15 protein-coding genes are annotated in these 18,323 nt (G+C 51.2%); 14 read left to right on the forward strand and 1 reads right to left on the reverse strand.

Annotation, left to right across the window (positions count from 1 at the left end; genetic code table 11):
• Positions 1-204: 204 nt before the first annotated feature.
• The 13 genes from CLFS41_RS25975 (at position 205) to CLFS41_RS26030 (ending at position 15,401) form a co-directional block, all read left to right on the forward strand.
• A complete protein-coding gene (locus CLFS41_RS25975) occupies positions 205-687 on the forward strand; it encodes a (2Fe-2S)-binding protein (protein ID WP_007859286.1) in 483 nt (160 codons plus the stop codon).
• 14 nt (positions 688-701) lie between these two features.
• Positions 702-2,996, forward strand: coding sequence for a xanthine dehydrogenase family protein molybdopterin-binding subunit (locus CLFS41_RS25980; protein WP_045093977.1), 2,295 nt, complete (start codon positions 702-704; stop codon positions 2,994-2,996).
• A 15-nt stretch (positions 2,997-3,011) separates the two neighbouring features.
• Positions 3,012-5,366: an FAD-dependent oxidoreductase gene (locus CLFS41_RS31055; RefSeq protein WP_045093978.1), complete on the forward strand. Its 2,355-nt coding sequence runs from the start codon at positions 3,012-3,014 to the stop codon at positions 5,364-5,366.
• A gap of 113 nt (positions 5,367-5,479) precedes the next feature.
• Positions 5,480-7,126: a hypothetical protein gene (locus CLFS41_RS25990; protein ID WP_045093979.1), complete on the forward strand. Its 1,647-nt coding sequence runs from the start codon at positions 5,480-5,482 to the stop codon at positions 7,124-7,126.
• Positions 7,127-7,178: 52 nt separating this feature from the next.
• On the forward strand, positions 7,179-7,787 hold the full coding sequence (locus tag CLFS41_RS25995; protein ID WP_040415491.1) for a nucleotidyltransferase family protein: 609 nt from the start codon (positions 7,179-7,181) through the stop codon (positions 7,785-7,787).
• 20 nt (positions 7,788-7,807) lie between these two features.
• Positions 7,808-8,704, forward strand: coding sequence for a histidine phosphatase family protein (locus CLFS41_RS29190; protein WP_161797513.1), 897 nt, complete (start codon positions 7,808-7,810; stop codon positions 8,702-8,704).
• Between the two features lie 42 nt (positions 8,705-8,746).
• Complete coding sequence (locus tag CLFS41_RS30185; RefSeq protein ID WP_161797514.1) at positions 8,747-8,920, forward strand: hypothetical protein; 174 nt, start codon at positions 8,747-8,749, stop codon at positions 8,918-8,920.
• 137 nt (positions 8,921-9,057) lie between these two features.
• On the forward strand, positions 9,058-10,614 hold the full coding sequence (locus tag CLFS41_RS26005; protein WP_045093980.1) for a DNA methylase: 1,557 nt from the start codon (positions 9,058-9,060) through the stop codon (positions 10,612-10,614).
• A complete protein-coding gene (locus CLFS41_RS26010) occupies positions 10,611-11,069 on the forward strand; it encodes a hypothetical protein (RefSeq protein WP_007859275.1) in 459 nt (152 codons plus the stop codon). The genes CLFS41_RS26005 and CLFS41_RS26010 overlap by 4 nt, the downstream gene beginning before the upstream one ends.
• A gap of 194 nt (positions 11,070-11,263) precedes the next feature.
• Complete coding sequence (locus CLFS41_RS26015) at positions 11,264-12,838, forward strand: amidase family protein (RefSeq protein ID WP_007859272.1); 1,575 nt, start codon at positions 11,264-11,266, stop codon at positions 12,836-12,838.
• Between the two features lie 284 nt (positions 12,839-13,122).
• Positions 13,123-14,013: a cation diffusion facilitator family transporter gene (locus CLFS41_RS26020; RefSeq protein ID WP_045093981.1), complete on the forward strand. Its 891-nt coding sequence runs from the start codon at positions 13,123-13,125 to the stop codon at positions 14,011-14,013.
• A 97-nt stretch (positions 14,014-14,110) separates the two neighbouring features.
• Positions 14,111-14,578: a metal-dependent transcriptional regulator gene (locus CLFS41_RS26025; RefSeq protein ID WP_007859267.1), complete on the forward strand. Its 468-nt coding sequence runs from the start codon at positions 14,111-14,113 to the stop codon at positions 14,576-14,578.
• Complete coding sequence (locus CLFS41_RS26030; protein ID WP_048930286.1) at positions 14,550-15,401, forward strand: MarR family transcriptional regulator; 852 nt, start codon at positions 14,550-14,552, stop codon at positions 15,399-15,401. Before CLFS41_RS26025 ends, CLFS41_RS26030 begins: the two co-directional genes overlap by 29 nt.
• 63 nt (positions 15,402-15,464) lie before the next feature.
• Here the strand turns inward: CLFS41_RS26030 and CLFS41_RS26035 are convergent, their stop codons facing one another.
• Positions 15,465-16,892, reverse strand: coding sequence for an MATE family efflux transporter (locus CLFS41_RS26035; protein ID WP_007859263.1), 1,428 nt, complete (start codon positions 16,890-16,892; stop codon positions 15,465-15,467).
• 282 nt (positions 16,893-17,174) lie between these two features.
• On the opposite strand from CLFS41_RS26035, the gene CLFS41_RS26040 reads away from it, so the two are divergent.
• Positions 17,175-18,281 carry an SMEK domain-containing protein gene (locus CLFS41_RS26040; protein WP_045093982.1) on the forward strand — a complete coding sequence of 369 codons (1,107 nt, stop codon included), beginning with the start codon at positions 17,175-17,177 and terminating at the stop codon, positions 18,279-18,281.
• The last annotated feature ends 42 nt before the right edge of the window (positions 18,282-18,323 follow it).

Genomic DNA, 18,323 nt, shown 5'->3' on the forward strand with positions numbered 1-18,323 from the left:
TATTATAACAAATAACAGTGTGCCGTTCAAGTAAAAAATATATAATAAGACAGGAGAAAAATGTCTACATATAGACAATAATACACAAAAAACCTTCGTCCCCATGATAGAATATTTTCTTGGTTGGAGATATGATTGTCATATATTTAACTAGCAACTGCCTGTTGCTGGATGTACAAATATATGTTTGAAAGGAGGATTATAATGGGCAGCGAATTGACTCTGAAGATTAATGGGGAAACGTATGAGTTTACCATTGGGCGGAGGCTGGGCCAGATTCCGGAATCCGAGACACTTTTGGAGACTCTGCGGGAGAGGATTGGACTGACGGGAACCAAGATGTCCTGCGGACAGGGGGCATGCGGATGCTGTGCCGTACTCATGGACGGGAAAGCGGTGGCATCCTGCATCACGCTCACAGCGGAATGCGGCGGAAAAGAAATTGTTACGATTGAGGGCTTAAGCGATCCGGTGACAGGAGAACTGGACCCGATCCAGGAAGCATTTCTGTCCCACAGTGCATTCCAGTGCGGATTCTGCACGCCGGGCATTATCATTGCGGTAAAGTCCCTGTTAAATAAGAATCCCAACCCGACAGAGGAAGAGATAAAGGATGCCCTGTCGGGCAATTACTGCCGCTGCATCAGCCATTACCAGGTGATCGAAGCAGTGAAGTCTATTTTGTAAAGGAGGGAATAAGAATGTCTGAATACCGTCATATTGGAAAAGTGCGCCGCCGCCAGGATGGACGTGCGATCGTGACCGGAAAGGCTGTTTACTGTGATGATATAAAAATACCCAATGTCCTATACATGAAAGTATTGCGTTGCCCTTACCCTCATGCGGAGATTGTTTCCATTGATACCTCAAAGGCAGAGGCCATGCCCGGGGTGAAATCCGTCATGACCTACAAGAACGCGCCGGCATGGAAGACGGGCGTTCCCGCCCACCGTCCGGTGATGGATCAGCATCTGCGTTTTACAGGTGATGTGGTGGCAACGGTGAGCGCCGTGAGCAATGACATTGCGGAGGAAGCGCTGGAGCTGATCGAGGTGGAGTATAAGCAGCTGACTCCTGTATATGATGTGGAGGAGGCCATCAAGCCGGGTGCGCCTGAAGTGTACCGGGCAGAGGATAACATCGAATCCAAGGGGTACCACTACGAGAACAACTGTCTGCCTCCCGGCAGCTATTTTGAGGGAAATGATCCGCCATTTTATTATATCCGCGAGGGAGATGTGGAAAAGGGCTTTGAAGAAAGCGATGTGGTGGTGGAAGGCAAGGTTTCTTATGACAAGCCGTCCTTCCCGGGAGCACCCGAGGTTCCGTTTATCGCGGCCAGATGGGAAGATGATTCCCATGTAACCGTATGGGCGTCCTCGCAGGGACCGAACATGGTTGCCAAACCATTGGGACTGACCATTGGGGCGCACATTTCCACCATCACCCCTAACGTGGGCGGAAGCTACGGCAACAAGGACAGCTTGAGCTATACCAGTATGCTTGTGGTAGCGGCATCAAAGGTGGCGGGATCCGCCGTTAAATTCAACATGACAAAGGAAGAGCATCTTCTTACATATGAGCGCCGCCTCAGCAACAAGTTTATCGGCAAGATCGGAGTTAAGAAGGACGGCATGATCCATGCGATCAAGGGCGACTGGCTTGTGAGCACCGGCGTTGGCTCCGAGCTGACCCAGGGCCAGGTAGCGGAAGGCCTGGGCGAGCTGAACCTGGTTCTCAACCAGACACCTAACTGGGACGTGACCGCCAAGGTGGTGGTATCCAACCTGACCCCGGTGGGCATTGCCAGAGGATTTGGGGGACAGGAACTGAAATCCTGCGCCCTCCATCTGCTGAACCGGGCATTAAAGCAGATCGATATGGATCCTGTTACCGTCTTTAAGAAGAATTTCTGCAAGGCGGGGGATGAGTATTATTGGAGAACCGGACACAAATACAGCAATCCGGTGATCGACTACACCAAGTGCTTTGATGTGGCGGCGGAGAAATTCGGATGGTACCGGAAGTGGAAAGGATGGGGCAAGCCCACCAGAGTGGAAGGTAACAAGGCGTACGGCGTGGGCTTCAGCCTTCACAGCAGCGGTGATCCACAGAGTGACGAGACATTTGCATATGTGCGCCTGGAAAATGACCAGGTGACCGTACACTGCGTTATTTCGGAATGCGGCAACGGCGAGCGTCTGGCCATTGCAAAGGTGGCGGCAGAGGTGTTAAACGTTCCCATGGAAGCAGTTACTGTGGTGCAGGCCGACAACGGCACCAACCCGGCTGATTTCGGACTGGCCGGTTCCAGAGGAACCATCACTGGCGGCGCGGCAGTTGGAAGAGCGGCTGCAGAGGCCAGAAAGAAGCTGCTTGAGGAAGCGGCTCCCGTGATGGGATGCAGTCCCGAGGAACTGGATACAAAGGATATGATGATATTTAAGAAGGATGACCCGTCCAACCGGATTCCATGGCTGCGGATCTGTCCTCTGTATTATTCAATCACAGGTACAGGCGGGATCGAGGGAGATTTTAACCACAACAACTGTGTCATGATCTTTGTGGAAGTGGAAGTGGATCTGGATACCGGACTGGTAAAGGTAGTGGACGTACTGGGCGCATCCGATGTGGGACAGATCGTGAACCCCATCGAGCTGAAGATGCAGTTTGAAGGCGGCCTTGGATCTGCGGGTCTGGATACCGCGCAGCTGGAAGCGCATGTGCTGGATCCTGTGCTGGGACGTATTATGACTCACAACCTGATCGATTACAAGTGGAGGCCCTTTAATGAACTTCCCCATTTTGATACATCGATCCTGGAGTCCCAGTTCCCCACAGCCCACCCGTTCGGCGCCATTGGAATCGGTGAGATAACCGGAGCAGGAGGACCGCCGGCCGTACTGATGGCCATTGAGAACGCCATCGGAGGAGCGGAGATCAACGAGTATCCGGCAACGCCTGACCGGATTCTGAAAGCACTTGGAAAAGCTTAAGGGGAGGTGAATGGAATGAAAAAATTTAGTCATATCAATGCCGGTAGTTTTGAGGAAGCATCGGAGGCATTAAAATCATATGAAAAAGCCCAGCCGGTTGCCGGAGGTACGGATCTGATCGGAACCCTGAAACAGAACCTGCTGCCGGATTATCCGGAACTGCTTGTAAACCTGAAGGAGATTTCGGATACCGGATACATAAGGGACAATGGCGATACGGTTTCCATCGGCGCGCTGACAAAGCTCTGCGACATCGAGGAATCCGGCCTGCTTGCAGGCGGGCTGAACGCGGTCCGGGAAGCAGCACATAGCATCGCATCCCCAATTGTGAGGAATGCGGCAACCATGGGCGGAAACCTCTGCCAGGATGTGCGCTGCTGGTATTACCGTTATCCGGATAACATAGGCGGACGCCTGATGTGTGCAAGAAAGGGCGGAGAGGAATGCTACGCCATCCATGGAAGGAATCAGTACCATTCCGTCATGGGCGGCATGAAAGCAGGCATAACGCCGTGTTCCGCGGAATGTCCCGCGGGAACGGATATCCCGGCTTATATGCAGAAGATCAGAGAGGACAACTGGGACGGGGCAGCTGAAATTATCATGCAGGTGAACCCCATGCCCATGCTCACAGCCAGAGTATGCCCCCATACCTGCCAGACAAAATGCAACCAGTGCCAGCACGGGGATTCAGTCAGCATCCACTCCGTAGAGCGCGCTCTGGGAGATTACATTCTGGAACATGCATCCAGATTCTATCCGGCTCCCAGCCAGGAGACCGGTAAGAAGGTTGGAATCGTGGGAGCAGGCCCAGCAGGCCTGACAGCCGCATATTATCTGCGCAAGGCCGGACATCAGGTCACGGTTTATGAGAAGATGGAGGAAGCCGGCGGCGTCCTCATGTACGGAATACCGGAATACCGTCTGCCCAAGCATTATGTCCGCGACCTGGTGGCGGCCATAACGGGAATGGGAGTACAGTTTAAGTACAATACGGAAGTGGGCAAGGATATTGCCATGGAAACCATCAAACAGGATCACGATACCGTGTTCCTGGATACGGGAGCGTGGAAACAGCCGATCCTTGGTATTGAAGGCGAGCAGCTGACCCATTTCGGCCTCAATTTCCTGGTGGAAGTGAAGAAGTTCATGAGCAGGCAGATCGGGAAGGAAGTTCTTGTATGCGGCGGCGGAAATGTTGCCATGGACGTTGCTCTGACAGCCGTCCGCCTGGGCGCACAGAAGGTAAAGCTGGTGTGTCTGGAGCAGCGGGAGGAGATGCCTGCCACAGAGGAAGAGATCGCACGCGCGGAGGAAGAGGGTGTGGAGATTTATAACGGCTGGGGCCTGGAGCGCGTGGTGGAATCCGGTGACGGACAGGTAGCCGGACTGGAAGCCAAGAAATGCGTGTCCGTATTTGATGAGCATGGACATTTTAGTCCGGTCTATGATGACGCGCACAAGCAGATGTTCGCATCCGACTGTATCATCCTTGCAACCGGACAGCGTGTTGACCTGGACTTCTTGGGCGAGAAATACAAAGAGGAATTAAAGGATGCAAGGGGCCTGATCGAGGTTGGCGAACACAAGGATACAAGGGCGCCGGGCGTTTATGCAGGCGGCGATGCGGCCTCCGGTCCGTCTGTTGCCATCAAGGCGGTCCGTGATGGCGGCGTTGCGGCCAGAAGCATGAGCAGCTATATGGGGTTCCCGCTTCAGCCCAAAAAGGAGGAAGAAGGATTCCTGCGCCATGACAGCCTGGCCATTGAGATTCCAAAGGCTGCGGTGGAGAAGGATACGCCGGTAAATGAGCGCTGTCTGGAAAAAGAAGATTCAGAAAGCCTGACACAGGAGGAAGCAAAAGCCGAGGCAGGGCGCTGCATGAACTGCGGCTGCTATTCCGTAAATGCTTCCGACATGAGTCCGGTGCTGATCGCCCTCGGCGCAAAAATCCACACCACAAGACAGGTATTTGAGGCGGAAGATTTCTTCGGCGTGATGCATGCCGCAGACAAACTGGAGCCGGGAGAAATCGTGACTGAGATCACAATTCCCAAACAGGAAGGCTGGCGCACCGGCTATTTGAAGATGCGTCTGCGGGAGTCCATTGACTTTGCCGTTACCTCCCTTGCCTACGCATATAAGGAGGAGGACGGAGTCATCCGCGGCGCACGCCTGGCAGCGGGCGGAATAGCCCCTGTTCCGGTACGCCTGTTCAAGGTGGAGGAACTTCTCACAGGCAAGGCCGTCACCGAAGAACTGGCGGAGGAGGCGGCACAGCTGGCCTGCGCCGGCGCGGCGCCTCTTAAGGAAAACGCCTACAAGCTTCAGGAGATAAAGGTACAGATCAAGAGGTCCCTGGGACTGTAAGGCGGGTTGTACCGGACAAATAATATATAAGTGAAATGCTGCGGCAATATCCGGCTCCGGTTAGGAACCGGATATTGTAAGTGGCAAGTGGAAATATGGGGGAGGCGTTGTTTATGGAACAGACATTAAACTGCTGCATTTCTGAAAATGAGGATATCATAACGGTTGGAGCAGGGGTAACGCTTTCCGTCATGGCTGAATCAGAATTGCTGAAACGGGAGGCGAAACCGCTGTTTGACGCTGCGGTGATGCTGACCGGCAGAGGGAAGGAAGCATTGGAGGACACAGCGGTGGATACAGCGATGGAAACATCGGAGGACAAAGACACCGGCGTAAAGGCACCAACCATATGTGATGAAATTTTTCAGAATGTTAACTGTGGTTTCACAGGAAGCGCAGTGCCCTGTATCAAAGAAGGCGGTACGGAGTGCCATGCCCTCTGGGAAAAGGGATGCGCCTTTTCCGTGATGGGAGGCAAGGCGGTTGGAACAACATCCTGTGTATCCGCCTGCCCGGTTGGCATGGAGATACCGGCCGTACTGGAGCAGCTGCGGGACAAAGACGGTCTGGAGGCCCGGAGGATCATCATGAAGTATAATCCCATGCCGTCTGTTACCTGCCGGATGTGCGGACAATGTGAGGCTGCCTGTATCCGTTCAAAGCATGACCGGAGCGTGGGGATCAGCGGGGTCTTTCAGGCGATGGGGGATGATATCGCGGCCCATCCTGAGATATTTTACGCCGTTCCATCCGGTGACAGCGGGAAGCGGATCGCCGTCAAAGGATGCGGTCCGGCCGGGGCAGCTGCCGCTTTCTATCTGCGAAAGCTTGGAAACCGCGTATGGGTGTTTGAACAGCGGTCAGAGGAAGAACTCACAAAGGAACTTAAGAAAATGATTCCTGATTTCCCGGAAACGGAATTTAGCGGATATATCCGGGCGCTGTCCGGCATGGGGGTCGTATTCCGGTTCGGCGCGGACAGCGGGGAATGGGATGAGAATGAATTTGACCGTCTGGCAGAGGGGGCGCACATGTCTTGCAGCGCGCCGGAATTCCTGAGGGAGGTGCGCAGAGGCTATGAGACCGCCAACCGGATCAATCTGGACTTTGGCCTTAAATCATATATGAAACCTGGAAAAACATTTATTGGTTTTGATTGGGAAGCATTTGCCGGAAGGATGGATCAACGGATAGCCCCTATATCATCCGGGCTGGGGGATAGGGATTGCGGTACAGACTGCGGTACAGACTGGGAAGCGGTCAGCACGGAAGCTGTCCGGTGTCTGAACTGCGGATGCTACGGAGTGAACAGATCCTGTACCCGGGCGATCCTGACCGCCCTGGATGCGCAGATAAGGACGAATAAAAGGAGCCGGCGGGCGCTGGATTTTTTCAGTGTGACCGATCCGGCCGGGCAGCTGGAACCTGGAGAGGTGATTCAGACGTTTGAAATTCCAAAATCTGGGGATTACACCAGCGGATATCTGGAATTTGGTCATGGGTCCGGCGTGGCGTTTGCATATCTTGTGCAGCACGGGAAGATCAGGGATGCACGGATCGTATACAGCGGGATCGCACCTGTGCCGGTGCGCATGATCGAGACCGAAGCATTTCTTCGGGGGAAGGAAATAAACAGCGGGACAATGGAACAGGCAGCCGCTCTTGTATGCCGGGAAGTGATACTGACCGGTGATGGCCGGGATCAGGCGGATGAAATGAAAAAACTTCTGGTCCGTTCACTGGAGGGCAAGGAGATCTAATGGATGGGAAGCTTGGGGGATGGAAGTCATTTCCCGGAAAGGGGATAAAGGGATGAAACAAACAGGTGCGGTATTGCTGGCAGCCGGTCTTTCATCGAGGATGGGGGCATTTAAACCCATGCTTCCCTTTGGCGGGGATACTATTTCCCGTCAAGTGGTTTCCACGCTCCTTCAGCTGGGAGTGGACCCTGTGGTGGTGGTAACGGGATTCAGAGCAAATGAGCTGGAGGAGCATTTACGCCCGCTGGGCGTCCGGTTTGTGAGAAATGAGCGGTATAGGGAGACCCAGATGTTTGATTCTGTGAAGCTGGGGATGGAGGCAGCTGTCAGAGAGTGCGGACGCGTCATGGTCATGCCCATGGATATTCCGGCTGTCAGGCCGGACACCATTGCCGGTCTTTTAAACATGGACGCGGAGGTTGTATACCCTGTGTGCCGCGGTATTCCCGGCCATCCCCTGGTGATGGAACGCCGGATTGCCGCGGCGGTCTGCGGGGACAATGGGGACGGCGGTCTTTGGGAAGCTGTGAAGCGGACGAAGGCCGTCATATTGGAACTGGAGACAAAGGACGAAGGGATTTTAAAGGATGTGGACACACAGAGAGAATACCGGGATCTGATCCAGTGGAACCATGCCAGACAGAGTATTGGGAACCGATAAGGGAAATGAGGGAAGCTGATATGAGGATAATCTATTTGATACGTCACGGGAGAGTGGGATTTCCCAACGGAATTAAGAGGTGCATTGGGCGGACCGATTTACTGTTGGACGATTGGGGGAAACGCCAGGCAGAAGATTTGAGGGAGTATTTTAGACTCCATCCGGTGAAACATATCTATTGCAGCCAGCTTACGCGTTCCATAGAAACCGCGCGGATCCTGGGGGGATGGAAAACGGACGGGCGGGATGGGAACCGGATACCGGATGAGAATGGAGCGGACCGGATGGCAATACCGGTACGGATCGACCAGGACCTCCAGGAGCTTGATATGGGGGAGTGGGAAAATGTTCCCATGGCGGATCTGGATAAAACGCTGGAGCAGGAACCCGTAAAAGGGGAGAGACGAACCGAGGCGAAATCCAGGATGGAACGGGCGGTCACCAGGATCCTGAAGGAGACGGACGGGGATGTGGCGGTGGTTGCCCACGCAGGGATCAACTGCTGTTTTCTGGCCGGCATTACCGGGAGTCCGTTGGAGACATCGCGGGCCCTGTTCCAGCCATACGGAGGGATCAGCCGCATAGCGGTGCGGGAGCTTGAGAACGGCAGCTTTAATTACCAGCTACTGGAACTGGGAAGAATGCCAAGGCTGTATCCCACAGATGAGGAGTGTGCCGCAATGCTGGAACATTACAGGACCCCGGAGCCGGTCAGGAAACACTGCTGCAAAGTTGCATCCATAGCAGAAGTGCTGGGAAAGGTCCAGGAACAGATGGGAGTGTCCCTGGACCAGGGATTGATCCGCAGTGCATCCCTGCTTCACGATATCGCGCGGCACAGGGAGAACCATGCCCGGGAAGGAACCAGGATCCTGATGCGGGAAGGTTATCCCGCGGTTGCAGAGATCATCCGGTAGCACCATTGCCTGGAACAGGAGGAGATCAATGAGGCGGCTATCGTGTACCTGGCAGATAAGCTGGTAAAGGGAGACCGGACCGTGACCCTGGAAGAGCGGTTCCGGGACACGGAGCAAAAGTGCAGGGCCAGCCATGAAGCCTGGAATAACCATGAGATGCGAAGGGAGCAGGCCTTTCGGATCTTACGTATGATGGGAGCAGGCATGGACCGGTAAGACTGCTTTAGTTTTAATGAGGCTGCTGCCTTTGCGGTTGAAAAATCGTGAGGGCGGCGGCCTTTTCTTTACATGTTGTACAAAATCAGAGGAATAATATGATATAATATTACTGTCCGAGAGGTGAAAATGATGTTATGGTTTACGGACAAAAGGAGTGGATACAGTTGACGGAGAGCAGAACCTATATTGCCATTGATCTAAAAACCTTCTACGCTTCGGTAGAATGTATGGAGCGCGGCCTTGATCCCCTGACCACCAATCTGGTGGTGGCGGATACCAGCCGAACGGAGAAGACCATCTGCCTTGCGGTTTCTCCATCCCTAAAAGCTTATGGGATTCCCGGCCGGGCCAGATTATTTGAGGTGGTCCAAAAGGTAAGGGAAGTGAATGCCATACGGAGGCGACAGGCCCCGGACCATGTGTTTTCCGGAAGTTCTGCGGATGACAGGGAGCTGAAGGCGGATGCCGCATTATCACTGGATTATATTGCCGCCCCGCCCCGCATGAACCTGTATATGGATTACAGCACGAAGATCTACAACATTTACCTGAATTATATTGCCCCGGAGGACATCCACGTTTATTCCATTGATGAGGTTTTCATTGATGTGACAAGCTATCTGGGCACCTACCGCCTCACGGCACGTGAACTGGCCAGGAAAATGATCCTGGATGTGCTAAAGGCCACCGGGATCACGGCCACGGCCGGGGTTGGGACGAATCTGTACCTTTGTAAGATCGCTATGGATATTGTGGCAAAGCGGATTGAGCCGGATGAAAACGGAGTCAGGATCGCTGAACTGGATGAACTGTCCTACCGGCGTATCCTGTGGACCCACCGGCCCCTTACGGATTTCTGGCGTGTGGGAAAGGGATATGCGAAAAAGCTGGAGGAACACGGCCTTTATACCATGGGCGATATTGCAAGATGTTCCCTGGGCAGACAGGGGGATTATTATAATGAGGATCTGCTGTACAAGCTGTTTGGGATCAATGCAGAGCTTCTCATTGACCATGCATGGGGATGGGAACCGTGCACCATTGCGGACATCAAGGCATATAAACCCCAGGAGAGCAGCATGGGTTCCGGCCAGGTGCTGCTGTGCCCGTACGGATTTGAAAAGGCCAGGCTGATCGTCCAGGAAATGACGGATCTTCTGGCCCTGGACCTGGTGGATAAAGGGATGGTGACGGACCAGATCGTGCTTACGGTTGGCTATGATATAGAGAATCTAACCCGGCCGGAGATACGCAGCCGGTATAAGGGACCCATTGTGACGGACCGATATGGACGCCGGATCCCGGGACATGCCCACGGATCAGAGAATCTGGGATGCAAAACCTCGTCCGCCAGGCTGATCATGGAAGCAGCCATGAGGCTGTACGACCGGATTGTGGACAGGGACCTGCTGGTCCGCCGGGTCAGCGTTGCCGCGGCCCATGTGGAGGAGGAGAGCGGTATCCGGGAACAGGAGACATTTGAACAGCTGGATCTGTTTACGGATTATGAGGCAATGGAAAAGCAGAGGGAACAGGAACGACAGGATCAGGAACGGGAGAAACGGATGCAGAAAGCAATGCTGGACATCAAGAAGAAATTTGGGAAAAATGCGATCCTTAAGGGCATGAACCTGGAGGAGGGCGCTACAACCATGAAGCGCAACAAGCAGATCGGAGGTCACAAGGCATGATACGCAAAGAAGAGGATGATCCCCAACGCTATGATGATATCATCAACCTGCCCCGCCATGTTTCCCTGTCAAGGCCTCAGATGGCGGTTTCGGACCGGGCGGCCCAGTTTTCCCCGTTTGCGGCCCTGACGGGATATGAATCCGCAGTAAAAGAGACGGCGCGGCTGACGGACAGAAGAATAGAGCTGAATGAGGATGAAAAGGAGACTTTGGACCAAAAGCTGCTGATCATTAAAGAATGTTTGAAGGGGCAGTTAAAAGAGCGCCCTTCTGTTTCAGTCACATATTTTGTTCCGGATGAGAAAAAGGAAGGAGGGCATTATGCCACGGTCACAGGCAGCATCAAACAGTTATCCGAATATAAAAACCTCCTTGTCCTGTGGGATGGGACCGGGATCCCTCTGAGTGATATAGCGGATATTGACGGGGAGATATTTTGGCCCATGGAGCGGTAATCGGTCCATGGAGCTTTTTATTTTGTCACATGAATGTCAAATCCGGGTGTTATTATAAAAATAACCGTGCTGCACTGTGCAGCTGCCGGCATTCGTAAAATAACAGGATATAAAACCATGGTTTGGTAAAGAATAAAACCATGTTTTAGGTGAAAGGATATATCCGAAAATAACAGCTTTGCCAGGAGAAATAGATGAGTAAAGGCATAAATAAAAGTACGGAAAAAGGTGCGGATAAAAGAAAAAGAATAGGAATCACTGCGGCAGGTGTGGGGATCGTTCTGGCGGCAGGAGTGCTTATCTATATAAAAGCAGCAGCCCCTCCGGGCGAGGCATGGATCTCTTATAACAATCAAAGGGTGCTGGATTCCATTGAAAAACAGCTCCACGGGATGAAGATGGAAGAGATCAGGAAAAAGGAACCATATATTCTTGAAAAAAGCATCCGGGAAATCCAGGACGAAGCAGCCAAAGGAACGATCAGCTATGAAGAAATGACCGCGATCTGCCTCTATCGGATCCAGACCCTTGACCAGAAGGAAAAAGGGTATAATTCCGTAATTTCAGTGAATCCCCATGCCATTGAGGATGCCAGGGAAAGGGACCGGGAGCGAAAGGATAACCCAAAGGCAGGTCGTGGTATGTACGGAATACCGGTCATGCTGAAAGATAACATGAATGCCTCGGACATGGCAACCACCGTAGGTACGGCTGCTTTTTCGGATTATTATCCCTCAGAGGATGCAGAATTGGTAAAGACCCTAAAAGAAAACGGGGCGGTGATTCTGGGAAAAAACAATCTGTCAGAGTTTTCCGGTTATGTATCCAGCGTTATGCCGGCCGGATACAGCGGCAATAAAGGGCAGACGATCAACCCGTTCGGGCCGTTAAAGCTGTCGGCTTCCGGTTCCAGCAGCGGCAGCGCCGTTGCGGTGACATGCAATCTGGCTCCGGTGTCCGTTGGAACGGAAACGGACGGCTCTGTTATAGCTCCGGCTGCCATGAACTCGGTTGTAGGGTTCAAACCTTCCAGAGGAAGTATCTCGTCAGAAGGCATTTTCCCGCTTATTAAAAAAATCGATACCCCAGGGATCCTTGCCAAGTGTGTGGAGGATGCGGGGACCGCGTACAACGGCGCGGCCAACACCCCGGTTTCGCCGGATTATAGGCCGGATGCCTTAAAAGGAAAGACAATAGGCCTAATAAGATATGAATATAATGACAAAGAAAAACTGGATGAGTTAAAGAAAACACTTCAGGATATGGGAGTTCATGTGGTGGAACCGGAGTTAAATGAGAACGGGATCATTGTCTTTCACCATATTGCGCTTTCTTTTAAAAAGGATTTTGAAGATTATGCCCAGGCCTATCATTTTCCTATCCAAACGTTGGAAGAACTGATCGTGTTTAACCGGAATAATCCCCAGAGGAATATCAAATACGGACAAGATCTGCTGGAGGAAGCGGTAACGATTGAAAACGCGGATATGGACCGGATCAATGGATCCATACGGAATGCAGATGATGCCTTGTCAGCGGTGTTTGACCGGGACCGCCTGGATGGGCTTGTCTTTTTAAACAGTTCAGGGACCACGGCTCCTGCAGCAGCAGGCTATCCTGAGCTGACAGTACCGTTCGGGACCGGAACGGGAAATGCTCCCCAGGGCGCCACATTTGTGGCGGAATATGGGGAGGATCAAACATTGTTGGAGATGGGGTATTCCTTTGAGTGCTTTGCAGCGGGTAGGGTGGATCCTCTTGATCATTAAATCAGGAGATGGTTTATCTTTATAAGCAAGCATTCTGTTTTTCATATGCATGATGTGTAACATCACTGTAATATATCCTCAGCGGCCAAGGGGCGTGCGTCCTTGTCCGCTGAGAGAAGGAAAAATAATTTTTTAAAAAATAAATCGTACGTTCATATTGACAATACATCAGGTACCTGCTATATTTATGACAGGTACCTGATGTATTTTGCGTTTTGTGGACGGATTCCGGAGCATGGATGAAAAAAGCTTCAGCAATCCGTGTTTGAGAGGAGTTGATCAATATGGAACAGACAATACCACAAACGGTTTCCAGGGAAAGCCTGGGCGCTAAAGTCGGTCTTTTTTCCACCATCGGGAATGTTGTACTGTTTGTATGTAAGTATCTGGCGGGAACGCTGTGCGGGAATGTGGCGGTCCTGGCGGAAAGTTTTGACAATCTGATGGATTCTCTGAATTCTCTGCTGGTGATACTGGGATTTCACATGTCGGGACGTAAGGAAGATTATCTTCATCCATACGGGCACGGCAGGTGTGAATATGTCCTGGGGCTTATCATTGCCATCACCATCATTCTTACAGGAGCAGCCATGCTTCGGGAGTCCATCCTGTGGATCCTGTATCCGCCGGACCGTTCATTTCCGGCCGTGGTCTACGGGGTGTCGGCACTTTCCATCCTTGTAAAGTACGCCATGTCGCTCTACACCAGCCATATGAATAAGCAGCTGGATTCATCTGCGCTGAAAGCCTGCGAGCAGAACGAGGCGGCGGATATCCGTATGACACTTCTCACAGTGGGATCGGCCTGTCTGTATTCCCTGTCCGGATTTTCAGTGGATGGGGTCGTGGGGATCGTGATCAGCGGGCTGATCTTAAAGGATGGGCTGAAGTCATTTGCAGAGCACTTTGTACTGCTCCTTGGAGAAGGGGTCTCAGGGCAGCAGATGGCACAGATCCAGGCAATATTTGATTGTAAAAAGGATATGGTGACCCTGAAAAAGGTGGATCTGCACGACTACGGACCTGAAAGCAGGATCATTTCCCTTCAGGTCACAGTGAATCCGGTCTGTTCGCCTGTGGAGGTGAACACGTGCATGGACAGCATTTCGGAGGATATTAAGGCATTGGGACTGTGCCCGGCATTTTCGCTCAGTATGGAACAGATCCTGGTATGAGGGGTCCCTGATATGAGCGGTCCCTGATATGACAGGCCCTTGGTATGACAGGCCTTAATATGGCAGGCCTTAATATGGCAGGCGGGAGAGGTAAGCTATGAATATCACTGCTTCAAAAGAAGACTATTTAAAGGCGATTCTGCATCTGAAAGAGAAAAACGGGTATGTGCGAGCCACGGATGTGGCAGAGGTCCTGTCGGTCAAAAAGCCCAGTGTATCCATTGCCTTTGGCAAACTGGCAGCGGATGATCTGATCACAGTCCACGAGAACCACCAGGTGGACCTGACAAAAGCCGGGTATGATATTGCGGCAAAGATCAACCACTCCTATGAGACTGTCAAACAGTTTCTGTGCAGCATCGGGGTTCCGGAGAAAGTGGCGGAACATGATGCGTGCAGGGTGGAACATTATCTTAGCCAGGAATCGGTGGTGAGTATCGGGGGACTGGTTGGAGAGAAGACAAAAAACAGGCAGGGAGAAGATACAGGACAAATAGATGCGGGGCAAAAAAGCGAAAAGCGAGGAGGAACGCAGTATGGAGAAAAACAATATGGAGGAAAATAATATGGAACAGAACAATGCGAATCAGAATAATACGGAACAGAATAATACGGAACAGAATGGTGGAAATCAGGATAATGCGAACCAGAACACCACCGCTCACAGCGGCATGGAACAGGAAAACAAGCACCTGTCAGAGCATTTCTTTCATATAGGTATGCTTTTACACCGTTACCAGACAGAAGCAGCACGGGAAAATGGCCCTATGGGAAGTCCGTATAAGGGACAGGGGAGGATACTGGCGATTTTAAAACTGAAACCGGAGATCAGCCACAGGGAGCTGTCCTATCTTTTGGGGATCAGCACCCAGTCCATGAGCGAACTGCTGCGGAAGCTGGAGAGCAAAGGGTATGTGAAACGGGTACCCTCGGAACAGGACAGGCGGAGCATGAATATTGTACTGACGGAAGAAGGAAAAAAGGCCGTGGACCAGGCCGGAGGGTTGGATGACCGCGACACGGAACGGCTCTTTGACTGCTTTAGCGAGGAAGAGAAGGAACAGTTTAAACAGTACCTGGAGCGCCTGGAACAGGCCATCATCGGGCAGCTGGATCCGGAGCACGCAAAGGAGTATACATTTGAAAGAATGAAGGAAATGCATGACTATATCCTTGCCCAAAATCCCAGGGAGCGCGTACGTTCCCATCATCATGCCCATGGCATGGGAATGGACGGATCCCCGAGGGGAGAACGGGCAACCCGGGGTGAGAGACAGGAAGGGCCGTTTCATGGAGAAGGACCCCAGGGACCCTTTTGCGGAGGCTTTGGGCGTGGTCCGGCGAATGATGAGGACGAGTTCAGGAGGAGATTTGGGAGACGGAGGTAGATGGGCCTCTGTCTGGAACAGACGGAACAAACGTATTATGTTGATCCGCAGTTAGGATATTTTTTATACGTCCGAAAGTACTGCCTGAGCGGTATTGGTTCCTCTGTGTCTTTCTGCCTCGCTCTCATCAGCCAGCCGCGTCAGCTTTTTAAGCACAACGCCCATGATCAGCACCGCTGCGCCAAATGCCGCCACATCCGCAATGGGCCCGGAGTAAAGCGCTCCCGTGACTCCCAACAGCTTTGGCAAAAGCAGGGTGAGGGGCACACTCAGGATAAAATCCCGGAGCAGGGACAGCACCATGGATAGGGCCGGTCTGCCGATGGACTGGAGGAAAATGCTGCATGCCTTCTGGAGGCAGCAGAGCACGATTCCGCTGAGAAAAATGCGGAAGGCCAGCACGGCGAACTCATTGTAAAGACCATCCTCGCTTCCGAACAGGCTGATGATCTGTATGGGAAATGCTTCAAAGCATACCACGGAGACAAGCCCTACACAGAATTCGGCTATCATCATGGTACGGAAAATGCATTTTACCCGGTGCCATAGGCCTGCACCGTAGTTATATCCCACAATGGGCTGTGCTCCGGCGGCGATCCCCACCACAATGGAGATGACGATCTGAAACACCTTCATTACAATTCCCACCACAGTCAGGGGAATGTCGGAGCCGTATTTTGACTGTGCTCCGTAAAGCACCAGCACATTGTTCATCACCGCCATGATGACCACAATGGAGATCTGGGTGAGAAAGCTGCTGATCCCAAGAGGCAGGATATGTTTCAGGATCCCTGCACTTGGCAAAAAGCTTGTAGGTTTCAGCCGGAAGGATTTGGTCCCGGTAAGGTAGTAGACCGCCAGCAGGGCGGAGACGATCTGCCCGGCAATGGTAGCCAGCGCCGCCCCCTTCATGCCCCATCCCAGGATAAAGATGGCCACAGGGTCGAGGACCACGTTGATGATGCAGCCGACCAGGGTGGAACCCATGGCAAACTGCGGGCTGCCGTCCGCACGGATGATGGAATTCATGGAGTTGGCAAACATAAAAAAGGGAATACCCAGGATCAGACAGGAGAAATATTCCCTGGCATATTCTATATTGTTTACCGTTGCCCCGAATCCTGTGAGGATACTGTCACGAAACAGAGCGAACACCAGTGTCAGCAGGATTCCCGACACGGTGATCAGTCCGATGGCGTTGCCCACGCTCTTGTGGGCATTTTCCGCGTCCATGCGCCCCTGGCAGATGCTCAGGTAAGCCGCGCAGCCGTCACCCACCAGAAGGGAAATGGCAAGAGCGATAATGGTGATGGGGAATACCACATTGGTGGCGCCGTTTCCAAGGAATCCCACCCCGCGGCCGATGAAGATCTGATCCACAATGTTATACAGGGCGGATACCAGCAGCGACATGATACAGGGGATGGAGAAGCGGAGCATCAGTTTTCCGATGGATTCCTCCGCCATATATTGGTTTGCGTTTTGATTCATAATGACCTCCGTTTTAGTTGAATGCATAAATGATGGATAGATGAAAGCACAAAAAAGACTGCGGCTTCTGTGAATGACCTTCACGACAGAAGCTACAGCCATATTGCAGTATTTAATATACCAGATTTTCACAGGGGATGTAATAGGTTAATGTATACAATCTTTTCTATCATTTATATTGTGAACTTTTCTTGTTGCATATTCCTCAGTATGGTAAAATAAGACAGAAAATGTATCTACGTGGAAGCAGGAAAGTGAATTTAAGAGGAAGCATGGTGAAAAATGAAGCGGCAGGAGCAATTTGCGTATCTGGAAGAACGTTTGTGTCATTTATGTAATTATATTCAATATTGTAATTTCAAAAATTATACAGATATAAACAGGATATCGGAGGGATTTATTCGTAACATAATTAATATTGTATATGGATATAGTTGTAAAGATTTAAATAGCGTACGGTTGAATTATCCAGGGATAGACTTGGGCGATGACGCTGCCGGAATAGGGATTCAGGTAACTTCTGCTTGCGGTTTTGATAAGGTAGTGGATGCTTATACTAAGATCTATCATCCGGATAATGCAATAGATGGAACATTGATCGCTGAATTATACGGTAAGCAGATAATATTTGTGTGCGTTTCAATTGATAAAAAAGTTAAATTTCAAAAGAAAAGCCAGGAGGAAATAAAAAGGATTTCACATGGTAGATTTCAGTCTTCTGATATTGTTGATATGAGGGATTTGATTTCGGAAATTGAAAGGTTATTTGATGATGACCATAAACGGTTTATGAAGGCATATAAATGTATATCTGAAAATATTGATACTCTGCCGGAACCGGTAACGGATCAACGGGTACTGGAGGAGCTGCTGCATTGCTTTAACAGGCCAGCCTTTACAACGGATTTTGAATATGAATGCAGTATGGAAGATTTTGAACGGGCTATTACTGAAACAATTGCTTTTATTAATGTGGGAAAAAGTGATCATAGAACAGGGCGATGTAGTTTTACGGTTGAAGATTTCAGCTCACAGACCTTAAAGAATGGATTTAGAAAAATAGTTGACGGATTGAACATGATCCGAAAATTATACCTGTACATGCAGGATAAAGCGCATATGGTAAAGGTAAATGATAAAAAAGCAATCTATGTGGATTGCGAGATGATATTTTGCAGGGCGATGAATGATACACGTGCACTCCTTTTGTATGAACTTAGGAGAATTGCAGAAGGGGAAAAGATACCATTTGATATAAATCCGGGTTATTATGAGGATTCTCTTTATCATTCACCCAAAATAGCGGGAGATTTAGATGATTTTCTAGTAACATTGCAGAAGGTTTACAAAGCTTATATCGAACAATGCAAGGTAGATCGGGAAGAATGAACAAGTATATTACTTATGAAAACGCCTTATATCCAATAGGTA

Source organism: Clostridium sp. FS41, assembly GCF_000954015.1.
Taxonomy (GTDB): domain Bacteria; phylum Bacillota; class Clostridia; order Lachnospirales; family Lachnospiraceae; genus Enterocloster; species Enterocloster citroniae.